Origin of the sequence: Paenibacillus chartarius, from assembly GCF_042432825.1 — a bacterium.
Taxonomy (GTDB): domain Bacteria; phylum Bacillota; class Bacilli; order Paenibacillales; family NBRC-103111; genus Gordoniibacillus; species Gordoniibacillus chartarius.
Genome location: NZ_JBHLWN010000123.1, coordinates 48,167 through 70,780 on the forward strand (window position 1 = coordinate 48,167; position 22,614 = coordinate 70,780).

The 22,614-nt window shown below is 49.8% G+C and carries 17 protein-coding genes; 2 read left to right on the plus strand and 15 right to left on the minus strand.

What is annotated here, in order from left to right; translation table 11 throughout:
• Positions 1-128 precede the first annotated feature (128 nt).
• Positions 129-1,436 (plus strand): S-adenosylmethionine decarboxylase related protein, encoded by a 1,308-nt coding sequence (locus ACFFK0_RS29870; RefSeq protein WP_377474994.1) that lies wholly within the window; start codon positions 129-131, stop codon positions 1,434-1,436.
• Between the two features lie 331 nt (positions 1,437-1,767).
• Here the strand turns inward: ACFFK0_RS29870 and ACFFK0_RS29875 are convergent, their stop codons facing one another.
• From ACFFK0_RS29875 to ACFFK0_RS29920, 10 genes are all read right to left on the minus strand, one after another.
• The gene (locus ACFFK0_RS29875; RefSeq protein WP_377474959.1) at positions 1,768-2,439 is read right to left on the minus strand and encodes a Crp/Fnr family transcriptional regulator; all 672 of its coding nucleotides are present in this window, start codon (positions 2,437-2,439) and stop codon (positions 1,768-1,770) included.
• A gap of 487 nt (positions 2,440-2,926) precedes the next feature.
• Entirely contained in the window at positions 2,927-4,099 is a 1,173-nt protein-coding gene (locus ACFFK0_RS29880; RefSeq protein ID WP_377474961.1) for a hypothetical protein, read from the minus strand.
• Between the two features lie 22 nt (positions 4,100-4,121).
• A complete protein-coding gene (locus tag ACFFK0_RS29885) occupies positions 4,122-4,988 on the minus strand; it encodes a hypothetical protein (RefSeq protein WP_377474963.1) in 867 nt (288 codons plus the stop codon).
• Between the two features lie 356 nt (positions 4,989-5,344).
• The gene (locus ACFFK0_RS29890) at positions 5,345-8,833 is read right to left on the minus strand and encodes an S-layer homology domain-containing protein (RefSeq protein ID WP_377474996.1); all 3,489 of its coding nucleotides are present in this window, start codon (positions 8,831-8,833) and stop codon (positions 5,345-5,347) included.
• Positions 8,830-10,410 (minus strand): YncE family protein, encoded by a 1,581-nt coding sequence (locus ACFFK0_RS29895; protein ID WP_377474965.1) that lies wholly within the window; start codon positions 10,408-10,410, stop codon positions 8,830-8,832. Before ACFFK0_RS29895 ends, ACFFK0_RS29890 begins: the two co-directional genes overlap by 4 nt.
• 187 nt (positions 10,411-10,597) lie before the next feature.
• Positions 10,598-11,713, minus strand: a complete 1,116-nt coding sequence (locus tag ACFFK0_RS29900; RefSeq protein WP_377474967.1) for a sensor histidine kinase — start codon at positions 11,711-11,713, stop codon at positions 10,598-10,600.
• Positions 11,706-12,401, minus strand: coding sequence for a response regulator transcription factor (locus tag ACFFK0_RS29905; protein ID WP_377474969.1), 696 nt, complete (start codon positions 12,399-12,401; stop codon positions 11,706-11,708). The genes ACFFK0_RS29900 and ACFFK0_RS29905 overlap by 8 nt, the downstream gene beginning before the upstream one ends.
• Before the next feature lie 56 nt (positions 12,402-12,457).
• Positions 12,458-12,955 (minus strand): VanZ family protein, encoded by a 498-nt coding sequence (locus ACFFK0_RS29910; protein ID WP_377474971.1) that lies wholly within the window; start codon positions 12,953-12,955, stop codon positions 12,458-12,460.
• Positions 12,956-12,996: 41 nt separating this feature from the next.
• Positions 12,997-13,881: a M15 family metallopeptidase gene (locus ACFFK0_RS29915; protein ID WP_377474973.1), complete on the minus strand. Its 885-nt coding sequence runs from the start codon at positions 13,879-13,881 to the stop codon at positions 12,997-12,999.
• A gap of 145 nt (positions 13,882-14,026) precedes the next feature.
• Complete coding sequence (locus ACFFK0_RS29920) at positions 14,027-14,473, minus strand: hypothetical protein (protein ID WP_377474975.1); 447 nt, start codon at positions 14,471-14,473, stop codon at positions 14,027-14,029.
• A 351-nt stretch (positions 14,474-14,824) separates the two neighbouring features.
• Between ACFFK0_RS29920 and ACFFK0_RS29925 the strand changes: the two genes are divergently transcribed.
• A complete protein-coding gene (locus ACFFK0_RS29925) occupies positions 14,825-16,411 on the plus strand; it encodes a DUF5050 domain-containing protein (RefSeq protein ID WP_377474978.1) in 1,587 nt (528 codons plus the stop codon).
• 298 nt (positions 16,412-16,709) lie between these two features.
• On the opposite strand, the gene ACFFK0_RS29930 is transcribed toward ACFFK0_RS29925, so the two are convergent.
• The 5 genes from ACFFK0_RS29930 to ACFFK0_RS29950 all read right to left on the minus strand — a co-directional run bounded on the left by ACFFK0_RS29930 (position 16,710) and on the right by ACFFK0_RS29950 (position 22,542).
• Entirely contained in the window at positions 16,710-17,936 is a 1,227-nt protein-coding gene (locus ACFFK0_RS29930) for an RtcB family protein (protein ID WP_377474980.1), read from the minus strand.
• A gap of 37 nt (positions 17,937-17,973) precedes the next feature.
• On the minus strand, positions 17,974-19,542 hold the full coding sequence (locus tag ACFFK0_RS29935; RefSeq protein ID WP_377474982.1) for a limonene hydroxylase: 1,569 nt from the start codon (positions 19,540-19,542) through the stop codon (positions 17,974-17,976).
• 14 nt (positions 19,543-19,556) lie between these two features.
• Positions 19,557-20,339, minus strand: coding sequence for a nucleotidyltransferase domain-containing protein (locus ACFFK0_RS29940; protein ID WP_377474997.1), 783 nt, complete (start codon positions 20,337-20,339; stop codon positions 19,557-19,559).
• 73 nt (positions 20,340-20,412) lie between these two features.
• Positions 20,413-20,979 (minus strand): hypothetical protein, encoded by a 567-nt coding sequence (locus ACFFK0_RS29945; RefSeq protein ID WP_377474984.1) that lies wholly within the window; start codon positions 20,977-20,979, stop codon positions 20,413-20,415.
• A 63-nt stretch (positions 20,980-21,042) separates the two neighbouring features.
• Entirely contained in the window at positions 21,043-22,542 is a 1,500-nt protein-coding gene (locus ACFFK0_RS29950; protein WP_377474986.1) for a TROVE domain-containing protein, read from the minus strand.
• Positions 22,543-22,614: the final 72 nt, after the last annotated feature.

Here is a 22,614-nt window from a genome sequence, read left to right on the forward strand (position 1 = left end):
ACTCAATTTAGAGCACCTAATGTAGTCACCTATCTCCGTCGTCTAAAAATAGGTAACGATCTGTCCATACCCTCCTCCGAACCTTGCATAGTATAACAGTACATTTTGTATGGGAGGGGCGCTCTTTGATTGCATCAAAAAAGACGGTTATTACCATATTGGGAAGCGGCGGCGGTGTAGCTAAGGCAGTACTTGCCATACTCAATAAATCGGCGGCGGACGTCAACGACCCGATCCATTCCAAGATTAAGCATGCCATCATCCATTTGATCGATATTAAACAAAAGAAGCTCGCCTATTATCGCAAATATTGCCCTAATCTCGCCGGTAAACTCGTACTGCACGAGTTTGATCTCATGCGCGGGAATCTCTTTATGCATCACCTCCGCCGCACGAGGACCCGGCTGGTCATCGACGTATCCTGGGCGGATACGAATAAGATGCTCCGCTGCTGCAATCGGTTAGGCGTCCGTTATGTAAACTCAGCCCTAGAGAACACGAGAGTCGATGAAGATGAAGATCTGGAAGGCTTTACGCTCATTGAACGGTACGAACGATTTGAGCCCGTCCGCAAAGCCTGCACGAACACGACGGCGATCGTCTGCTCCGGCATGAACCCCGGAGTCGTGCAGTGGATGGCCCTGACTTTGATGAAAGCACGACCGAACAAGAAGCCGATAGGCCTCTATATCGTCGAGCATGACAACACCTTCTACGCCAATAAAGCCAAAGCGCGAAAAGATACGCTCTACACCACCTGGTCCGTCGAATGCTTCCTGGATGAAGCGATCTTAAGCTACCCGATGCTCGTCAGGAACAAAACGCCGCTATTCCTGTATGACGACGTCTATGCTAAAGAATACAAAGTCACTTTGGGAAACAAACGCTTTTACGGATGCCTCATGCCCCACGAAGAGTCCATAACGTTAGGCAAAATGCTAGGTGTGGAGGTCGGATTTCTTTACAAAATCAACGATCATACCACCAAATTGATCCGGGACAACCTGAGTGATGTCGATGATTTATGGGACTGGAGGCAGAAGGTGCTGGATCCGGCCGACGCCGCATTAACGGGGCGTGATTTGGTCGGGGTACTCCTCGTTTACGACGATATAGAAACCTACATGTATAACGCTATGAGCAACAAGACCACTTACGCCAAATATAAAACTAACGCCACCTACCTCCAGGTAGCCTGCGGTATATACGGCGCCGTGTCCAGCATTCTGCTGGATCGTCTGCCGAAAGGCGTGTTCTATGTCGACAGCCTTCTGAAGAAAACCAAAAGCAACTACGGTAAATATGTCTCCTATCATATGAAACACTTCGTGCTCGGTTACAACGACCGTGCGGAAGGGCTGCTGCACCATCGTGCCAGAAGGTTTGGCAGAAAGCCGGTAATGAGCAAACGACAGCCTTTGAAAGCAAGACGCTAGGCTCTCTCCTAGCGTCTTATTTGATCGCGTATGTCTTCGGATCTTCGTCCATGAACGGAAGGAAGCTTGCCCCGACGCTGCGAATGGACCAGCCTCGCTTCGGTTGAATGGGGTACCTCGATCTGGGAACGGTATCCCTTTAGGGCTGCAGCTAAAAATATATGGTTGGCGGGCGTCCGGCTTCCTGTTCGTGTAAATGGCTTAGGGATTTTACGCTTGGTTTCGGTTCAGCGAAATGCATTATTTATAAAGTATTTTTTAATAAATTTTGTATCCTAGGATACAATTTCTCTTCCAATTATATGTTAATTTTATATTACAATACATCTCGTCACAACAGATCCGGCCTTAAAATGACTAGCAGCTTTTTATCAAACTTGATGATCTGTTCCTTTTGCAACGAATTGATGATCCTGGTTACCGCTACCCGTGTTGCACCGACCATGGAGGCTAACTGCTGATGCGTTAATTTAATAGGAACCACGATGGAGCCGTCAGCGGTCCGGTCACCATGCTCCAGGGAAAGACGCTTCATGGTTTTGAGAATCCTTGGTTTCAGATCGAGCAAGGTCAAATCATAAATTTGTTCGTTCGCTTTGCGCAATCGATTCATCGTCGCTTCTAAGAGCCTTATGCATAGCTTAGGATTTTGCTCAAGGAAGGCTAGAAAATCACGCCGATGGATGGAATATAAATAACTCGTTTCCAGAATTTCCGCTGAAGCTGAACGTGTGAGTCCCTCCTGCATCATGGCCATTTCACCGAAGTAATCGCCTTTGCGCAGCAGAGCAAGAATGACCTCTTTGGATTCGTCAAACCGATAGATTTTCACCGTGCCGCTTTTGATCAAGAAGCACTCATCTCCAAGGTCGCCTTCTAAAAACAAAATAGTTCCTTGGGGATACCGCCGTTCCCTTATCAGCCCCGTCAATAATCGAAAATCTTCCTGTTTATACCCCTCAAACAAAGGGGAATTTCGGAATAATCTTTCAAATGTACTCATGTTACTCACTTCGCCGCCTTCTCTGCCGTTCACGTTGACGTATGTAGGGGGAGAGATGAATTTGATTTTGTATTTGAACGAGGGTACTTTTACAACTTCGGGAGGTTTCGTTATATGGATAAGAAAGTTTTGTCTGCAGATTTAATAATAAAACAGCTAGGAATTAACTGGAACGAATACCAAGCGTGGAAGAAGGAGATCGTGCAACGAGGCATTCTCGTATCCCCTTGAATACTCGACTATAACAAGATTCCTAGTATCTAGGGTATATTTATGGAAATTCGTTTAACATAATAGTAGGTATTTTGGATTATTATATCAGAACTTTCGAACTATTGGAAGAGGTTTTGACGGAATATGTCCAGCATCAACATCGTTTATACGAAAAAATACTCCGCCGCTGTCAAAATAACAACCCAGTCCGGTAAGGAGCATCCTCCTTGCCGTACCGGGCTCTTTTTACTACGATGAAGGCGGCAAGTCCGTCTCACTGCCTCAGTTCATCTAGTGTCTCCTGAATGTATAAGAGATGTCTGGAGAAAGCGGCATTGAGCAGTCGATAATGCTCGATCGTCAGGCCGCCCAGCAACGTTAATTCCCATTGTCCGATCGTCTTCTCGATAATGGTCTCCCCGGCTTGCACGATCTGTTCCCTTAACGATCTGTTACCGAGCTCCTTCAGCTTCATGACATCCAAATACGTCAAAAAGTAATGATAATACTGATTCACGGAATCGTCGATTTGTTTCTTCCGCTGCTTCAACGCGCTTTCCTTCGTCAATAGGCCGGTGACAACCGTAAGCGCGGCGACAAAAATAGCCATAGGGGGAAACACGTTCAATATCGCCCATGTGAGCGTATGCCACCCGGCTGCCAGTGCAAGGACGCTAGCCACGGTCGTTCCAATCGAAACCATCAGGATTTGCTCGGCCGCCCCGACTTGGAATTGCAGATCCACATTTTCGCGGGCTTTGTTGACTAGCATGTGCGGAACGATACGCTGCAGATCCGGCTGCTGCGCCGTGATTTCCTTCTTCCATGCTTCCTCGTACACCTTATTGCAATGATCAAGAATGCGTCCGATATCCCGGGAAACGTCCTTCGGGCTGAGATGCTCCTCCATCAGCTTTTCCACAATCGATTTGTCGTCAATGACGTTCTCATGCTCCGTTAACTTTTGACCGCGATACTTTTCGGAAAGCTGGTTTGCACCTTTGATTGCGATGTTGACCAAGGAACCCATCTTTTTGGCGGAGTCCTTGATCCCGGTGTACCAGGAACTATCCTTCTCCAGCCTGTCGTGCATGACCTTTTTCTTTCTCTGAAAATAAACCGCAAGATTGTCGTAAGCCGTCTGGAAAAATAGTTCCGGTGCACGAGAGTTAAATTTCCATAGGTTTTTATGGCGCTCCGTAAATTCATCCGTAATGCTCAAATATTGGCCGGCCTGCGCCTGCACGATCAGCTGCTCTTGCATTAGGGCAATGCGTTTCTGATCATTATTGTTTGCAGCAGACAAAGCTGTTCTTGTCTCCACTAGAGCATTCCTCAGTGCGTTCATCACATTATCCGCTGTATCCGGATTTACTTCGGACATCTTCCGGTATGCGATTCCGAAAGCTTCGAATTCGGTTATTTTCGTAAAGAGCTCGTGGTTCATTCCGGTCCGCACCTCCGCTTGATTATGATAGACGCAGCGATACTTTGCGGTATAACTGCGTCGCCGACTGGATAAGTGTTTGCACTCTCCGGAACGCATCGCTCGGGTTGGTTATCGCATAAGAGACAAGCAAGGCCGTTGCCACACCGGCAAGACAACCGATCCATACCGGCCCTCCAACCAGAGTCGAAGCCAGCAGTGCGCTGCCCGAGACGAAAGCACCCTTGCCGCTCTGCTTGATAGCCCGAATCGGATCCCCGCTCTTGACCGCAGCGTATACCATCCCTCCGGCGGCAATAGGAAACAAAATAGGGTTAGCCGTAACCAGTGACGAGACGAGCAGTCCCCCCGACAATCGGGATAGCCGAGAAGGATCCGGCTGATTGCCCAGAAGAAGAGCAGCAGCAAGTCCTCCCATTCCCCCGAGGAGCTCCGGCCCGTTAAAGGTTAGCGCATCCGCCAAGAAGGTTTTTGACACCCCTAGATGGCTTACCATATTACCTAATTGGTCAAACTGCTCCTTAGACAAGGAGAACAGCGGGTTGATTCCCGACTTGGATAACATATCCCTTAGCAAATGCTCCCCGGCCTGCAGCATCTCCGTTACGAAGGTATCGTCGGTACGAACATCCCGTACCGCTTCGAAAGCCCCCCAAACCGTATGCTGACCGTCAAGTAAGTGATGCAGACCTGAGCCCCCGATGTGCGTTTGATTGTAAACGGCATCAATTGCCTGATCATATTCGTCGAAGTTATGATTAAACTCCTTCGCCAGCAAGCTTGAGAGCGGGTCGCCCAGCGGGGCGCTTCCCGCTCCTATGATTAAAGTCTGATCAGCTGATCTTATGGACCCGAAGCTTAAATCGCGAAGCCGTCTGTTTTTATCCATTGATGCTTTCCTCCCATGTATAGGCCCGGAATTGCCCATCGCTTCTCCGCTTGCTCCCTGTTCCTCAACAAAGATTAATAATGAAAATATACTACATGAAGCGACACATTCCTTGTTAAATAAGTCTAAATGAAGAGGACTTTCGGCCTTTTGTCTCGTAAAGAGTTTCTTCCGAAGAAAAATAGGGCTTCCCTTCGTCATCTACGATGACTTTCGGTACAGCCCTCGAGTGTGTTATTACACGGCCCTATTCTTGTCAGGCAAAAGCAAGGTTACCTTCTGCCGCGGCGGCCGGCTTCTCTTCCTTTCCCACAAATAAATCCCTGCATCATAATTGACGCAGGGATTTATCAAGATTATTTTACGGCTTGGATTTGGTTCAGCATTCGCACTACAACGGCGGCCACCTGTGCCCGTGTACTGTTTTGAGCCGGGGCAAAATGCGCGTCATCTACGCCGTTCAGTAATCCAAGAGCGGCAGCGGCTGCCACGTAGGGCTGAGCCCAATCGCTGATACTGATGGAGTCTGCATAATCGAACGGCTGTGCCGCAGCAATATCGCTTAATTTCTTACCGGTAGCGTGCAAGTAAGCGTTGACCATCATGACCGAAAGCTGCTCGCGTGTAACATTCGCTTCCGGAGAAAACGTATTATCGCTTGTACCGGCTACGATATTCGAAGCATATGCAGCATCTACGGCCGCCTTATACCACGAATCGGCCGCTACATCCGAGAACGACTTAGAAGCTTCTTGAGCCGGCAAGTTCAGAGCCTTCTTGAGGATCGTGACCAACTGCGCTCTGGTCATATTGGTATCCGGTTGGAAGGAGTGCTCGCTCATCCCGTCGATAATCTGCATCCCCGTTAGTTGCTCGATATCTTTCTGCGCCCAATGTCCTTGAATATCGACGAACGGTTTCACACCGTTAGAAGTATTCGGTCCGCCGGCCGCCGCAGACTTCTCCAGCACGGCAAACTTCGAGAAGTGAGGCAGTGCAGCCGTAATCGTACCGTCACTATTCACCGTACCTCCCATGTAGGTCCAAGTGTTCGTGGTTTCATCCAGCCAGTAAACACCTAGCTTCGCCGCATCCTTCACTTTGGCAGGATCGTATTGGAATGTAGCCTCAATCGGCGCCTTAAAGGTCGTAATAGCCGTATCCTTCTCAGTTAAAGAGAAATCGAATACCGGAGACACAGCGTTGAACTCATTCAATCCCATTGCATCCATGGACGTCACTTTGAACGTCACCTTGTTGTCCTGGTTGGCTACAGGTAGTGCATTAACAGGGAATTTGAGTTGAACCTCGTTCGCCTTGATAACGATCGGCTTGCCCTTATCCGCTGCTTTTTGCACAATGTCGGCACCGAAGCTAACCGTAGTAATATCAATTTGTTCTTTAGCTGTAGCGTCCAGCGTAAGTTCCTTCTTCGCAGGGTTGGCGAGATCAATCAGCATATCGACATGGGACGGCTGCACGTCGTAAGTCATTTTACCCTTAGCATCACGAACCGGGAGGCTTATTCCGCCGCCTCCTCCGCCTCCGCCTCCGCCACCACCAACGCCGCCACCGGCGGGAGGAGTTGGTTCGGCATTATATGCTTTTGCGACTTTCAAGCTGGGAAGACCGTCATGACGCTGCAAAGTGAAATATAACGTTCCCGCCCCGGTTCCTAACTGCTGGATTGTGAAGCTGACCGAAGTTCCATGCTTCTCAACCATTTGAATAAGGAAGGAATTGCTTGAATTGGAATCGTTGTATACTTGAACGACATCATAGGAACTTAAACCAGAGATGTTAATGGTATCAGAGGTTCCGGACTTGTTATTCGTAATTTGTATTTGATCGGATGTCAGCGAAGGACTGTACGTCCTATCCATAATATCGACAGTAGCCGGAATACTCATCCCTGTTTCGGAAACAACATATACAGCAATCTTGGTTGCACCGGCTGGGACTTTGGTATTCATTGGAATACTGGTTTGATAGAATATACTTTTTGGCACGCTCAGAATAGGACTGAGCCTTTGCAGTTGATCGTTAACAAAGTAAACCTCGTAACGCAACGAACTACTTAAGTTAAAATCATTAGCATAAAAATATAAGTTGCCCCCCACTTCCCCTGCATCACCGTCATAATCTAACTGCGAGATAGATTCGACAGGGCTTTGATTATCGGCAGGCAAAGTAGATACAGGTTCGCTCGCAATGTTATCCGCCAAATTATAGATTCCCAAAGTGGCCTCATCCTTGGCCGAATTGATTGCCGTCAGCTTCAAGAACGCGGCGCCTGCAGGTATTTGCGTATGTGTGATAGGTATATTGTACTGCTGCTGTCCTTTGTTGATTACCGCAAACGGATTGCCTAAAGGAAGTAGCCCTTCATCGGCAAATTCTACTACATAGGATTGCACACTGGCTTCATCCACTCGGGGAACCCAATGCAATACACCATCGATACTCTGAGCGCGAGGGTCCCTGTCTTCGAAATATATACTGCCGAGATCGTAACTAATGTTGTCCCATAGCGCAATATAGGCTCCGCTTGTACCTTCGCCTTGATTGTTTTTGCCAAAGATCCCGATCCTCTGGGCCCCGGCCGGAATAGCAGTACCACTAGCTAAAGTAATTTCATAGGTCGGAAGCGATTGACTCGGCCGAAGAAGATTGCTTCGAGGGATTTCCGCGATAGGCTGCAGCTTCACGTTGTTTCCATCGACAAAGTAAAGGTTATAGCTTGTCGCAGCTCCATCTGAAGGAAAATCCACCCAACTGATCGACCCGCCGAAGCTTCCGCGGGAATAGTCGTTGTCAAAGCTAGTTATAACATTGATGTTCGGAGCCGGAATTGCTGAATTTGTGCCCGAAATGATTGGACTGCTTGTTGTATTATCGAAAATTTGCATGCGGTACAAGGCCGTACCTGTATTCCCGGACAAGTCCTTTGGACGCAAATCGAGATAGACCGCTCCAGGAGGCACAACAGATTCGGCGATGTTCACAAGATAAGTTAAACCGGATGTCGCATTCTTCGTAACGTTATGGGTACTGCCAAGCGCAGCGCCGGAAGCGTCGGCAAAAGACAATTGGTAGCCGGAATAGTTCGTTTCGTCATACGTATACCAAGATACCAGCGGACGAATTTGTCCCCGAACGGGATTCTGATCTTCAACCGTATAACTCATGTATGCCGTACCGCCGCCACCCCCGCCTCCTGGAGTAGAGACATAATCCGTCAGCACTATAGCAGCGGCTGAAGAGCTTTCACCGAATGTATTCTTTGTATAAACACCAAGATACTTAGCCCCATCAGCTATACTCGTTTGCGGAATATTGTAGTAAAAATACGAGCTGTTTGTCGTGAAAGGCACCTCAGCAATGATATTGCCGATTTTATTCTTGTTTTGGTCTAAGAAATAAATGGTGTAGCTGTTGATGATGGAAGTGCCCGATGTACCGTACCAATTGATGTTACCGCCGATTTTCCCTGCGGCAGCATCGGTATCGTAAAAGCTAACATTAGCAACTTGTAGTGCCGGCGGATGGAATTCCGGTGCACGATCATGAAGTGCCTGCATAGAGTTGAATTTCTCAATGGTTTTACCATCATCGGAGACAACGACAATTTGACCGCCAGGCAAAGTCAGCACATTCTTCGCGACGAATGGCAAATGGTATTGCAGCGTATAGGAATCCCGATCCCACACCGAGTCTTTGGCAAATACGTTACCTCCGTTAGCGGCAATGATTGCAGCCCCGAAATAACCTGGGTGCAGCTTGATTGGATTCAGTGTTGTTTTGTCCAAACGATTACTTGCGTAATACAGATCGTTTCCGTTCATCGCCAGCACGCTTGTGAAACTTTCGCCTGCGAAAGATCGGTTAGGTTGAATTTATATACCTGATCTGAGTTAGAGTATCCCGTAGTTGTACCATAGTACAACGTATTGTCCCCGACACTGAGAAGCATACGGCCTGGAGTAGAAATATTGTTCTTAATCCTGGTTCCAGTAACCGTATCAATCGCATGAATTCCAGGATATCCAAAGACACTTATATTCAACGGGGTATAGTACAGCTTTTGATTGCCATATACAACTTGAGTGACAAAGTTGCCAACTTCCCAAGAGTATACCGCCCCACTGACACTGGTTCCGGAGAGGGTATCCACTCTTGTAATCTGTGTTGCTGAAGCGAAGCCGATATAGAGCTTGTCTTGATCTATGTATATGGAATTAGGGTTGGATCCTATCGTTCGCGTTTCTTGAACCGTCATATCGCTTGTACGAATTCTCAGGAGCTGATTGCTTTCCGAAGAAATGGCAAACAGATTCGTACCGTCGCTGCTGTATACAAGATCCGTCACCGATTTATCCAGTACCAGCTTTTGCCCGTCAGATACTGGAGGATTCGAGGTATCCGGAGCCACACTGATCATTTGAATCACATTCGGAATACTAGAGTTCCAAGGATCCGATCCCGTATAGGAGTAAATATGATTATGGCTATCCATTAAAATATTTCTGGACGCCACCGGAAGCTCGGCAATTTGAGTAAAACCGTTTCGGTCGTAAACATAGCTATGGGTAGGTGCAGCTTCCCCCGAATTTGCCGAATCACCGGTAAACACATAGTTGCCAGAAACATACATGATACTATATTTATATTTACCTTGAATGGAGTTCAGATCTTTGTTATTGAATCGGTAGCCCGCATAGAAAACCTGATCCCCGTCTACAATGACTTTCCTGGCGGGACTATAAAAACCGTAATTATCATAATTGGTTTTCGATTGCTGCTGTAACGTATTAGTACTGTATGAGTATAAATCGGAACCGCTCAATCCCGATTCACCTATAAACAAAATATGGTTGACTGGATCGACAGCCAGATCGGGCTCATATATTTGAGTTATCAGCAGCGTCTCTTTCTGAGTTGTTAAATCATAAGCAGCCACAGAGCACCACTGATCATACTCTGCATAGAACAGCTTATTACCGTCGATAGCCACTTCGTACGGCCGAATGGAGGTTGGGATGTTGCTTACTACTTCCCCTTGCTCAATATCGACAACGGCAATGGCATTGTTTCCAGACAAAGCGACATAAAGCTTGCCGCCGGACTGTACTAAATCCGAAGGAGCTGGACCGAGAGTTACTTGCTTGTCGATCTGGAGATCGCTAAGTCGAATGAACATCAAACTATTGGATTCCTTAGAGACAGCATAAATATATCCTCTCGACTCGTCTATCAACCATTCCCTGATCGGCTTTTGCAGGGTAAGCGACGGCGATGCATCCGCGTATGCTTTGTTGTCATCGATCCCAACGAAAAGAGAAGATGATAGCATCGCAAAAATAGTTAAAAAATGCATAAAAAAGCGCAACTTCCTTACACTCCGGTGCTTTCCGGCAAACATGAGTAATAGCCCTCCTAGTATTGGATAATCTCTCAGCGGCATCACTGAGTCCTGACTTCTGTCGGCATCAACAGCGTCAGTTACACCACTGTAAAGTTTATACCAAAACTTGGGCCAATGTAATATATACTTTTCATATTATAGAAAAATTAAAATTTTGCAGACATTCCGTCAGAATGCAGGGGGGCTAGCGGTCAGTCACCGGATCTGTGGCCGCGTCCTTCGGCAAGCGTACCTCGAACACCGTACGGACCGCATCGCTGGAAGCGGAGATGGCGCCTTGATGCTGTTCGACGATGTTCTTCGCGATAAACAGGCCCAGACCGGTACTGCCTTCCCGATGGGTCCGCGCCCGGTCGCCGGTAAAGAACATATCGAATATATATGGCAGTTCCTCCGCGGGAATGCTGTTCCCGTAGTTCACCACTTGAATGACAACCTCATCCCCTTTCGGATGAGCGTTGATATCGACATACAGGCCGTCTTGTCCATACCGGATGGCATTGGACAGCAAATTCTCGAATACCCGCGCCAGCAGCTCTCCGTCCCCCCGGATCAGCAAATGGGCGGCCACGTTGATCCTGGACGTCAGATTGTTTTTCTCCAAAGCAGGATATAATTCTTCATTCAGCTGGATGAGAAGCTCGCTCAAATCGACGGGCTTGCGGTCAATCGTCAGCTTGCCGTAATTCAGACGGGTGATTTCGAAGAGCTCGTCAATCAGCCGTTCCAGGCGCTGCGACTTGGTGTAAGCAATGCTCGTATAGTGCTTCATCTGTTCAAGGGTCAGTTGGTCGTCCCGGAGGATGAAATCCAAATAGCCTAGGATGGAGGTCAGCGGCGTACGCAAGTCATGGGCCAGATTCAGGACGAGCTGCTCCTTGCTGTTCTCCGCGAAGTCTCCCCGCTCCAGAGCATGTTGCAGCTTATCCCCGGCCAAATTGATGTCTCTCGCGATATCCCCGAATTCATCTTGGGACGGAATGACGACACGGATGTCGAACTTTCCGTTCGCGAGCTGGTGAATCCCGTTCGAGATCTCGCGGAAATAGGCCACATACGATTTGGTCAGCAGCAGGAAGAACAGGATGGACAGCGGAATGAAAAGCAGCAGGAAGAAATTGATGTCTCCGAATTCCCGAATGAAGTTGCGGACATGTCTCAAGGGATTTTCGCGGAGAATCGTATGGTAATAGAGCTGCAAGGCCTTGTAGCAGGAGTAGGTGATGATGCCGGACAGCAGCATGCTCAGCCCGAACAGCATGATCATCCGGAACCGGAAGCTTCGCAGTAAGTCAGCCATTGAATGCATATCCCACTTCCCACACGGTTTTGATCAGCTTGTTCTTGTTCACGTCCTCCCCGAGCTTCTTTCGCAGAGTGCGAATGTGAACCATGACCGTATTGCTGCCTTCATAGTAAGCCTCACCCCATACCTGTTCGAAAATATGCTCCGAGCTGAACACCTTCTTCGGATGGCTGGCCAGGAGATGCAAGATATCGAATTCCTTCGGCGTAAGCTCTACAGGCTTGCCATAGAGGAACACGCACCGCTCCTCGGGATAGATGATCAGTCCTCCCGCCTCCAGCGTCGGCTTGCCGGGCTGGGAGGTCGAATTGAACTGCAGAGAGCGCCTCAGCTGGGCATTGACCCGGGCCACCAGCTCCATCGGATTGAAGGGCTTGGTGACGTAATCGTCCGCTCCTCGGACGAGCCCGGCGATTTTGTCCAGATCGGACGCTTTGGCGCTCAAGAAAATGATGGGCATCAGGTGCTGCTCCCGAATCATTCTCGTTACCTCATATCCGTCCAGCTTGGGCATCATGATATCCAGAATCGCCAAATCGATAGCGTTGGACTGTACGGCAAGGACCGCTTCCTGGCCGTCATGGACCTTGATGCAGCGGTAGCCCTCCCGCTCCAGATGCAGCTCGATCAAATCGGCAATTTCCGCCTCGTCGTCCGCAATCAGTATGGTGATAGCCCTCATGGTTTCCACTCCAGCACGTCATAGAATCATTTGTAGTATTGTAACAGATTTTCGCTTTATGCGGGTACGCGGGATACGGCGCGGCGCAGCAGGATGAACGACATGAAGCCGAGCCAGCCTCCGGAGGCATTCAGAATCAAATCATCCACGTCGAATTGCCCGATCATGTACAGCAGCTGCGCTCCCTCCAGGCTCAAACTCAGGGCGAAGGACAAGAGAAGCGCGCCTCCGGCGGATATTTTCCTTCCCGCTGACAGGAAGCCAAGCAGCAACCCGAACGGCATGAAAATCAACACATTCCCGAACAAGTTAACCAGTCCGTGAACGGATGCTTCATCCACGGACCGGGTAATTTCCGCGAAAGGAGTCAGATTTCCGTGATGGAGCCGCAACATGATCAGATCGGGATCGTTTAAGCTTTTCTTCATCCGACCCATGAACGCCTTCAGCTCGACGGGACGGAATTTGAACAAAATAATCTTGATCAGCACATATCCGTACAAAACCAGCATCACGTGAAGGATCCCTTCATTCAACCGTCTTCTCACTGTCATGTCGGTCACATCCTTATCATCGTTTGCGGTCATGCTGCCAGTCAGGACTTCCGATCCGGACATACAGTTACGATGACACCATCCACATTGTTGCCGGAGATCTCGTAACGGCCGCTCGACGGAATCTCGATCGTTGTGCTTTGAGTAACGGGATAGTAGGAGATGCTGCAGGTCGAATGATCGACCGTGACGGTTACCGACTTCCGATCCCTCAGGTAATCCAAATATTCCTCCAGCACCCATTCGTTCTCCTGCATGACGGCGCTGTGAGGCAGCCCGACATAGCGGAAATGCCACGGCTCGTATTGAATGCCAGTGATGTCCGTCTTGTTCTTCGGGTAACGGAGGATAAACCCGTATTTCCAGGCGTTTTGCTTCAGCCACTTCCCTTCCGGCGCCTTGTCCATCTCCCCCTGCGCCGAACCGATGTCGATCGAGAGGCCCAGGTTGTGTTCGCTGTATCCGGCCGGCATGGCATAATCCGCCCCCATTTGCTTATAGAGTTGGCCTTGCTCGACATGGCTCCGGTAGCCGCTCGTAATCAGGAAGCGGTTCACCCCCTCCTGCTCCGCCGCTGCGACCATGGTGGAGAATTTCTGCGCCATGTCCTTGGACAGCTGAATCGTACGGTCCAGCAAGCCGAAGCCCGCTACCAGCTCCTGATGCTTGGACAGGAAAACCGCATTCGCCTCTTCACCACCTGCGGGAACGGGATGATTCTTGTTGACCAGCAGCAAGTTCCCTTTGTAAATATGATCCTTCAATATTTTGATCCGCTGCCCGTTCTTCGGTGATTCGTCAGCCATCGCCGTCTGCACCTGAATCTCCACATTCCGTCCGTGTCCGGCCGTATCTTCCGTAATGTTCCGAACCAACTCATACGTCAGCAATCCTGCGACACCCAGCCAAAACAGCCATTTCTTCATTGGTGGTCCTCCTAACCTATGGTTCGACTCTAGGATAGGAAAAACTCTTTAAGAAAGAAGTGGCGTAAACTTAAAATATTTATAAAATTGAGCTTAGATTTTAGGACGTTCTAAAGCACTCAACCAAGGCTACTTCACAAATTGTTTAGAAAGAGGACATTATTTCCATCTCGTCACCATTGTGACCAGCAAAGGTTTCCTCGAATGTTTCTTTTCCGTATTTCATTTGAAGCTCTGCGATCTCCGAATTAATCTCAGCTAAACGTTCATGAGGTGTTTGGTTTCGAAGCCTCTTCTCTTGGGCAGTTTTTTGCATCAATATTGCATAAACAGGATCTTTCAAGATCTCAATCGCATAAGATGGAATTTTTTTACGCGAGCTATTATCCATGCATTCCAAACCTTGCTTAATGTATTTATTTAGCGTTACCTTCAAAACACCAAGAGCTTTAGCAGCCTCTTGCGGGGTAAGCGGATAATCTTCATCATAAATGAACCCAATGTGTTCTCCACCAAGCTGATAATACCAATTCTCAAAGTCGATTTTCAGCTTTTCTTTTTCAGAAAATAAAATCTCTGGTGACAATGTCAAGGCATGTCAGTCAAACTTCAATCCCTGTATCTGATCGGAAAATAAAGATAAAAGCGTTCAGCTCCCGTCTTCTCAAAACTGTAGTTGCGGGTCCAGCAATCGGCGGTTTCCGGACTTGAACCCTCGATATAGCTTACATGCATCGTGCACACAAAAAGAACAAGCAGTCGCGAATAACGACCGCTTGTCCTTTATTACCTCATTCCAGGCTACTCTTTCACATTTACCTTAAAAAAAATGAACGCCATCCCTTTTCGCGCAGCTTGCCTACATTGCCCCTCGTATTTTTTTACTATAATATTGTAGAATAGCGCATCTTATGGAATATCTAACTGAGGAGGGGAAATTTGGATGCAGTTGCAAAATCGAGCAATTCGCTGCGCTGTAGTATGTTTCATTGGCTTCGGCACGTTTGCCTTGGAAGGCCATGCTGCGGCGGAGCGCGTAAGGGTTCATCTGCCGGATTTTACCGTAAAGCTCAATGGAAATACCGTGGATAATACATACCGGCAATACCCGCTCTTGGTCTATAAGGATATTACTTATTTTCCGATGACCTGGTATGATACCAAGCTGCTCGGACTTGAGACAGCTTGGTCACCTGAAAGCGGATTCAGCATTATCCAAAGAAATGTCGCTTCTTCCTATATGCCCTACACGGCGGAACAACGGAACGAACCTGCCTACTTTGCGGAAGCACCTGCTTCGCTCATTGCGGTCAACGGGGAAACGATAGACAACTCGAAGGAACCGTACCCGCTGCTCAGCTTTCGGGATGTGACGTATTTTCCGTTGACTTGGCGGTTCGCGCATGACCAATTCGGCTGGGATTATCGATGGGACGGCGCTGAAGGTCTTAGCATACAATCTTACAATCCACAGCTTCAGACCGTCGATCTGCCCCCTGATGCTTCCAAGAGAGAGGTTGCCCTATACAAGGGATACTATTATTTTACCGAAACGACCGGAACGACGATCCAACTGTATCGCACCTCCGCCGCGCAGCCTTACGCCAAAGAACTGATCTACTCCTACGATTTCGGATCTGCTAATGGAATGGACCGAGGGTACTCTATCCAAATTCGAGAGGACGAGCTCTGGTTCGTCTACCATGTTGGCGGAGCAGTCATGGGCCGCGATGTGTTCGTCCACATCGGCGAAGATGGCAAAGCCGAGATTCAGCACAGCGGCTACCTCGACTTTAGAAATACGCCTTACGGCAAACTGATCGTGAATCTAGGAGTTCCACCGACTAACGGTAATTTGATGCTGGCGACTGCTGGACAGGAACGTCGCCTCGGCGACCCGGAGCTCATCTATGGGTTGCGTGTGACAATTACGGGGACTCAAAATAAGTTTAGTGGCGACGCCTCCACTTCCGTACACGGTGACCTTGTTTACGTTCTCGCCTCAAGGCAGACAGGGTCGACATACAGCGAGTTGAATACTATCTGCCGGGTCAACCTGATCACCAACGAAACCGTCCAAATCGTAAATAGCGAGTTCAGCCAGTTCCGAATCGTCGACAATACCCTCTACTACATCAAGTCCGCAGACAACGCGCTGTACGCCTCCGGTCTGGATGGCACCGGAGAGCGTAAACTCGCCGATAAGCCCGTGTCCTGGTTTGATGTGCTGGACGGACACGTCTACTACACCACCGAGGCAGCGGAAGGTAAGAGCAAATACCAACTGTATGAGGCTATGGCTGAAGGGGAAGATCCGCTCGTACTGCAAGCTCTTCTTGATGGTGTGGAAGTGATAGACGATAAGCTGCTTTGCCGGTTGGACCAAGGTAAGAGGTACGGAGCCGTGTTGCTCGACAGCTCCGGCTGGATGCTTCTGGCTGTGGCTGACCCAATCGCGCGGACGCTTCCTTCGGATGATTCGATTTTATTTGTTTCTGCAAGGGATACTTTGGTTAAAATTGTTCGGTAAGGAATTAGGGGAGCCGTTTTGTATTCATTTCAAGTGCACAAATTTCTGGTTGCAATAATTCTGATCGTTTCCAACTTAATATCTCTAGTTACAATAAGCAGGATGCGAAAGATGACTAATCATACTCACTCCTTACACGTAAAAGGCCGCAGACTTCACATCTACGGCCTTTTCATCTATTAAACACATCCATACGTTGAAGCCTCACCAGCTCCGACTTACACCATCCAGCTCTCTGGTCTTTCTACTACAATGGGCATGATGAAACTACTCGTATGAATGAACACCATATATCATCTCAATCCTTATAAGGATCAAACTCATCCGCCCCGGCCATACATACCCCGATCGGCTTCAGCACATGCAGCACCTCGATCGTTTCCGCATGCGCATCCAGCACCTCCTGCAGCTTCCGGTAAACGAACGGGCTCTCGTCCGTGCCTGCGCCGCGCAGCTCCACACCGAAGTCACGAACTGCCTCCAGCATTTGCTGTACGGTGATTTGACCGCCGCTGCGGCTGCGGGTTTTCCAGTTCATTTTGCCTGCCGCTTGGGTTCGGCTCATGATCCGGCCCGCTCCATGAACGGTGCTGTAGTAGGCATCCCGGTTCTCCAGACTATCCTTGCCCTTGACGATCACGGAGATGTCTCCCATACTGCCGCCGATAAAACCAACCTGACCGGGCGCGGACGGCGTCGCTCCTTTACGGACGACAATGACTTCCTTGCCTTCATGCACTTCTTTCCATGCATAGTTATGGTGGTTATGCACTTCAAGGTTAGCTTCCGTCCCCAGGATCCTCAACACTTGCTCGATCACGTAATCCCGCCCGGCATAGGCGTATCGCCCGGCCAGCTTCATAGCCCGATCATACATTTCGCCCAGCTCGCTGCTCAGATCCAGCAGGACCGGCGGCTGATCCATCTTTTCCCCTGGTGCGTTAGCAAGAAAATCCCGGCCGGCAGCCAGATTGATGAAGCCGCTGGCCGTCTTGTGTCCAAACCCCCTGCTGCCAAAATGATTCGCAATCCACAACCGGCCCGTGCCAGCTTCCTCAAACAAATCGACAAAATGATTCCCGCTGCCGACGGTACCGAGCTGATCGCGCGCCAAAGCCTTCAGCTTGTCGTGCTCCTGCTTGCCGACCGCCTTGTACACGTCCCAATCGGGATCGTCGAACAGGTCATGGTCGACCTTCTCATTATTGACGCGGCCTACTCCGAAGGAGATTTTGCGGGCGATTTCGTCCATCACCTTCGTCAGACGCGGCTTGATGTCCTCAACAAACAAGTCCGTCCGCACCGCTTTGTTCCCGCACGCAATATCGTAACCGACGCCCGAAGGGGAGATCTGCCCGTCATAGACGACAACCCCGCCGATTGGCTGACTGTATCCTTTATGATGATCCGCCATGAGCAGCGTTTGAACGACATTGCCGGTCTCCGCGCATGTCCGCGCTTGAGCCAGCGCCCCTTCGTCGGGGTTACCCCATACGCGCACGCCGTCTATATTTTGATAAGCCATACTGCCATCAACTCCAACCTATAATTCAATCCCATGTCTACAAACCTTTTACTTCCCGCAGCTCCCGAATCCGTTCTTTGACCGAGTCGACAGGCTCTGCCTCCGACAACTGGTTAACCGCCTCAACAAGCCGATCTCCCCAAGCCGCAGCGTCCCAGCCCTCCAACGCCTGCAGCGCCATGTTCCGATTGGAAACTACCGGACTGTTTAGGCCGGCGAGGATCAGCTCCTCTCCCATCCCCTCAAACCGATCCAACCTTTGCAAAATCGTGCCCAAACTCCGGTGCACGGCATATTCCTTGCCAAGCCCGATTTCATCCGCAGGGCCTGAAGCGATGTCCTGCAACGGTAAATGTTCGACAGCGAATTGAACGAGCTTGCGAACTCGAACCGGATCATCCTTTTCCATAAGCTGTCCCAGATGAAAATCCTGCAGCGGCTTAAGAGCAAGCTGCTCATAGAGTACATCCCAAATATCGATGCCGAGCTTCCCGGCGCACTCCGCGCCATGGTACAGGTCCGCCATATTGCCGGAGCGAACGGCATCCATGACGATGCTTCTCCACCTAAATTCCGCAATCACCGACTGGCAAATCTCCTTGCTGCCGCACCTCAGCTCCTCCGTCCATCCCGCCGCCATTCGCCCGGCCCATTTCTCCTCGTCCCCGGCCAAGTAGTCGTCAAGCTTCATGATGACCGAGAGATACCGTACGGTGGAGCCCATGTCCCGCGCCAGTCTTACGTAATCGGATACGACCTGCGGAGCATCTTCGTAATCGTCGATGTCCTCGGCCGGCCCGCCATTCAGCAGGGCTTCCATAATCACGGTCGCACCGTCAAACAATTCGCCGTCCACCCGTTCCGAAGACAACGCCTCCCGCAAACCGCCGTTTCTCGCGCAGATGCAGGCCAAATATTCGTTCATGACGTTGTTCCGGCAGCCATGGCGCAGCAGCCAATCCTTGATCTCCCGAGTAGCCGGCTCCAGCCGCTCGACGAGATGGATTTTTCCCCAGCCGTGGACTTTCCTTGCTAATTCAAACAGAACCTCATTGCTGTCTTCCATCCCATTCTGAATCGCAACTGCGGCATATAGCGTAAATTCGTCATGTCTGCCAAGCGTCAGAAGCAGGTCCTTCACCTTCTCGTTCTGAAACAGCCCCAGCAGCGCGATGCCGAACTTGACGACATTGCGATGTGCGGCATGCTCCGCGAACCACGCAGCCTCTTGAAACACTGCGCCCGGCTTTACCCCGGGATGCTTGCGCACCTCGGTCAGGATCGAGTCGAACGAGCCGCCGCCGAGCTCCATCTTCACCAGCTTAGCATACAGCGCCTTTCTTGTGGCATTCTTCGGCTTCCTGGAGTGCTTCGCCAGCAGGTGTACCAGCTCTCGCACCTCATCCGACATGCTCCCGGGCCCCGCATGGTGTCCCATCGCCCCATCCAAACCGCCCGCTATCCAGCGAAATTTACTGCCGGCCCAAAACTCTTCATCATCCGGCAGCGAACCGTCCACCTGCTCCCCTTGTTCGCGAATGTACGAATAGATGGAGGTTTTCCCCTCCCATGGGGCCCGCATTGCTTGATTAAAGAAAAATATCATCGTTCATCATCACCTTATTCCCATACTTCCTTGAGCGCCGAACGGAACAGATCGTCGAGCTGCTCCACCTGACCGCCATCCGCCGACTGCATTCCCGCTGCCGCCCGCTCGTAGTAAGCCATTTTCCCCTCTAAAAATTCGTTGATCGGATGAATCCTCGGTTCGTAATCCATTTCATCGCCTGCCCGTTTACGTTCCACCAACCTATCAATAACCGCCCTAAGCTCGCTGCCCTTCGGCACCAAATCATCGACCAGCCGGTCGAATTCGATCGGCGGCATCGTACCGTGCTTCTCGATCCACTCGCATGCCAAGATCGGGCGGAGCACGTAGAAGTACTTTTTGATTTTGACTTGATCGCCCTGCAGATACTCCCGGTAGTTCCCCTTGGCCATGTGCAAGTAGTGATACGTACAAGACTTTGGCGAAAATGTTAACGGAGAGATATCGCGGATCCGCTCCGCAATCGAATAATTCTCCCGATAAACGATCGGGGACTGCAGCCACTCGAGCAGCGGCGGATTCGACTTGCGGAACAGGTTCAACGCTTTGCGCAGATCCCAGCCGTTGATGTCCAGCATATCGCTGATCGGACGCTCGATCACGTCCCTCTTCTCAAATATCGATAAGTACCACTCTACCGGTCTCACATAAATAAACCTGACGTCGTAGTCGCTGTCCCGGGACGGGAAGCCCCATGCGCGGCTGCCCGATTCGCAAGCATACAGGATCCGGACGTGCTCTTCCTTTTCGATGGTGCGTAGTTGTTCTTCGATCTGCTGTCTCACATCAGACATCATGCTAGCCTCCCTTCTGGTCGTTGGACTGTTTTAGGAAATTCCTAATTATCTTCTCCGACATTTCGGATACCTAGCCTAGCTTTAATGTATGCAAGAGATCTACAATATAATGGGACAAAATAATATTGATAATAGATAGACACATAATCGATATTGCGATGGAATTTTCTTTAATAAATTCAGAATTAATGAAACTAGCTTTGGGTAATTTAAAGCCATCTTTTATTTGAAACAAACAGTCATTAATATCTACTAGAACTTCGAAATAGACAAAAAAGAACGCAGAAAGAACGATCCAAACGTTTTGTTCAGTTTGCTCTAATGAAGATAATTGTACAATCATGACCACCCAAACAGTGAACATAATCTTAAGCAACGATTTGATAATAGTAACCAAAAATTTTAGGTTAAAATAACCTACCGCCATGAAAAGACCGACAGCAGAAATATTTATGACGAATATAGTTTCTATTAAATCAGAAAATACTGAACCATTAAGATTTTTCCCCCACAAAATTAGGGTAAACAAATAGAACAAGAGACTTAATAGTAATATAAATAACATTTTGGGAATGCCCCATATTTGTTTTCTGAATTCCCTTCTTCTTTTCGTAGTTTTCTCTATCCTAGTTTCCACGTTCATTCTCCTCGTTCTTTATTTACCTCATTACCTTGCTAAATCATCTTGCGTAGAGATCTTCTAATCCTCTAAACATAACGCCTCGACCCGCTCCACCAGCGAAGCATACCCCTCCACGGACTGCGCGATATAGGATAGCACCGTATCACTCCAACCGTAGATGTAAAAGGTTCGCGGATCCGTCTCCGGTACCAACGCGAGCCGATAAGGAGCAATGTCTACGATGAACGCTTTGACGTCCGGGTTGATCTTCGAACGGTACCATCGGAGCTGCTCGTAGAACGGGCTGCCGCTGTTTTGCTGCTCGTCGGTGATGATGATGATTTGGTCGACTTTCCTCCGCTCCTGGATCAGCTTCCGCACGGGCGCCCCGGTATCGGTTCCTCCACGGGAGCGGATTTGCGCCGCCTGCGTTAAAATGCTGTCATGGCGGGATGGCTTGGCATCGATAACCTCCGTATCGAACAGCCAGAACAGAGAGCTGCCCTGCGTTTTCTTATACAGCGCCAGAGCGAACACCGAGCCGATCTCCAAATATTGTCCGCTCATCGAGCCGGATATATCGAGGAAGATCGCCGTCTTCTCTCCGAGCTCCGGCAGGTTGTCGAACGTAAGCTCGGCAGCCTCCCGGAGCGCATCCTTCAGCTCCGGATGGTCCACTTGATGGAACGCCGTTGCCAGCCGGAACGGCAAAATTTTAGCTTTCCTCAGTGCCTGCGAATCTGTGATCCGGTTCACCACATAATCGAGGTTGCGCCGATCCTCCAGCACCCCGGCCCGCTGCAATGCGTTCATATGGCGGAGCAGGGCGAACGTCGGCATCTGGTAAAGCAGCGCTTCCCAGACGGCTTTTGACGGCTTGATCACACCGGTTACCGTTTCATAGGGGAGCCTGCCGCGTTCAATCCACGCAATTTGCTCCTCCTCGGTCGAAGCAAACTTCAGCTTTTCCAGCGCTTCCACTTGGGGCAGCAGCGCAAGGTTGGCCTCCAGCCCGCGCAAATACCGGAACAATGCCTGCTGCTTCAGGTCCTCCGGCTTCGGATGCGCCGTTGCGATTGCATCCCCCAGACTGTAGCCGCGGCCGCGGCCGTTGTACTTGATGGCCCAATATTCGGACACGCCGGCTAAGAAGCGGTTCACCTGCCGTTTGACGGCACGGCCTCCCTCACCGCGTCCAAGCCCCTTCAATATCGTCAGGAAATCGGACAAGTCGGAAGGAATCAGCACCACCTGCAGGAAAATCTTCGCAAACAAATCCGGACGATACCGCGAAAGTATGGCCAGCCCGAACAGCGGCTGCAGCCGCATCAACCCGACACTGCGTGCGAACACAATCGCCTTGGCCATGAAATTCGGGCTGCGGTCCGCCATTTCGCGGTGCAGCTTCTCCGCATCGGCAAGCAGTTCATGGCTATCCGCATAGAAGGTGTTGCTCGTTGTGTTGGTCAGCAGCGTTTGCACATACTGCTCCTCAAGCGAGCGCGTAAATGCCGGGTACTGATCTTTATTCGATATATTCGGTCTTGGTGAGCCGAATAGTTTGTTTGCCATACTCATGATGATTTTGCCCTCCCTCAATAAATTAATGTTTTCTCCGTTTTTCTGACTTTTTCGCGTGTTTTCTTCTTT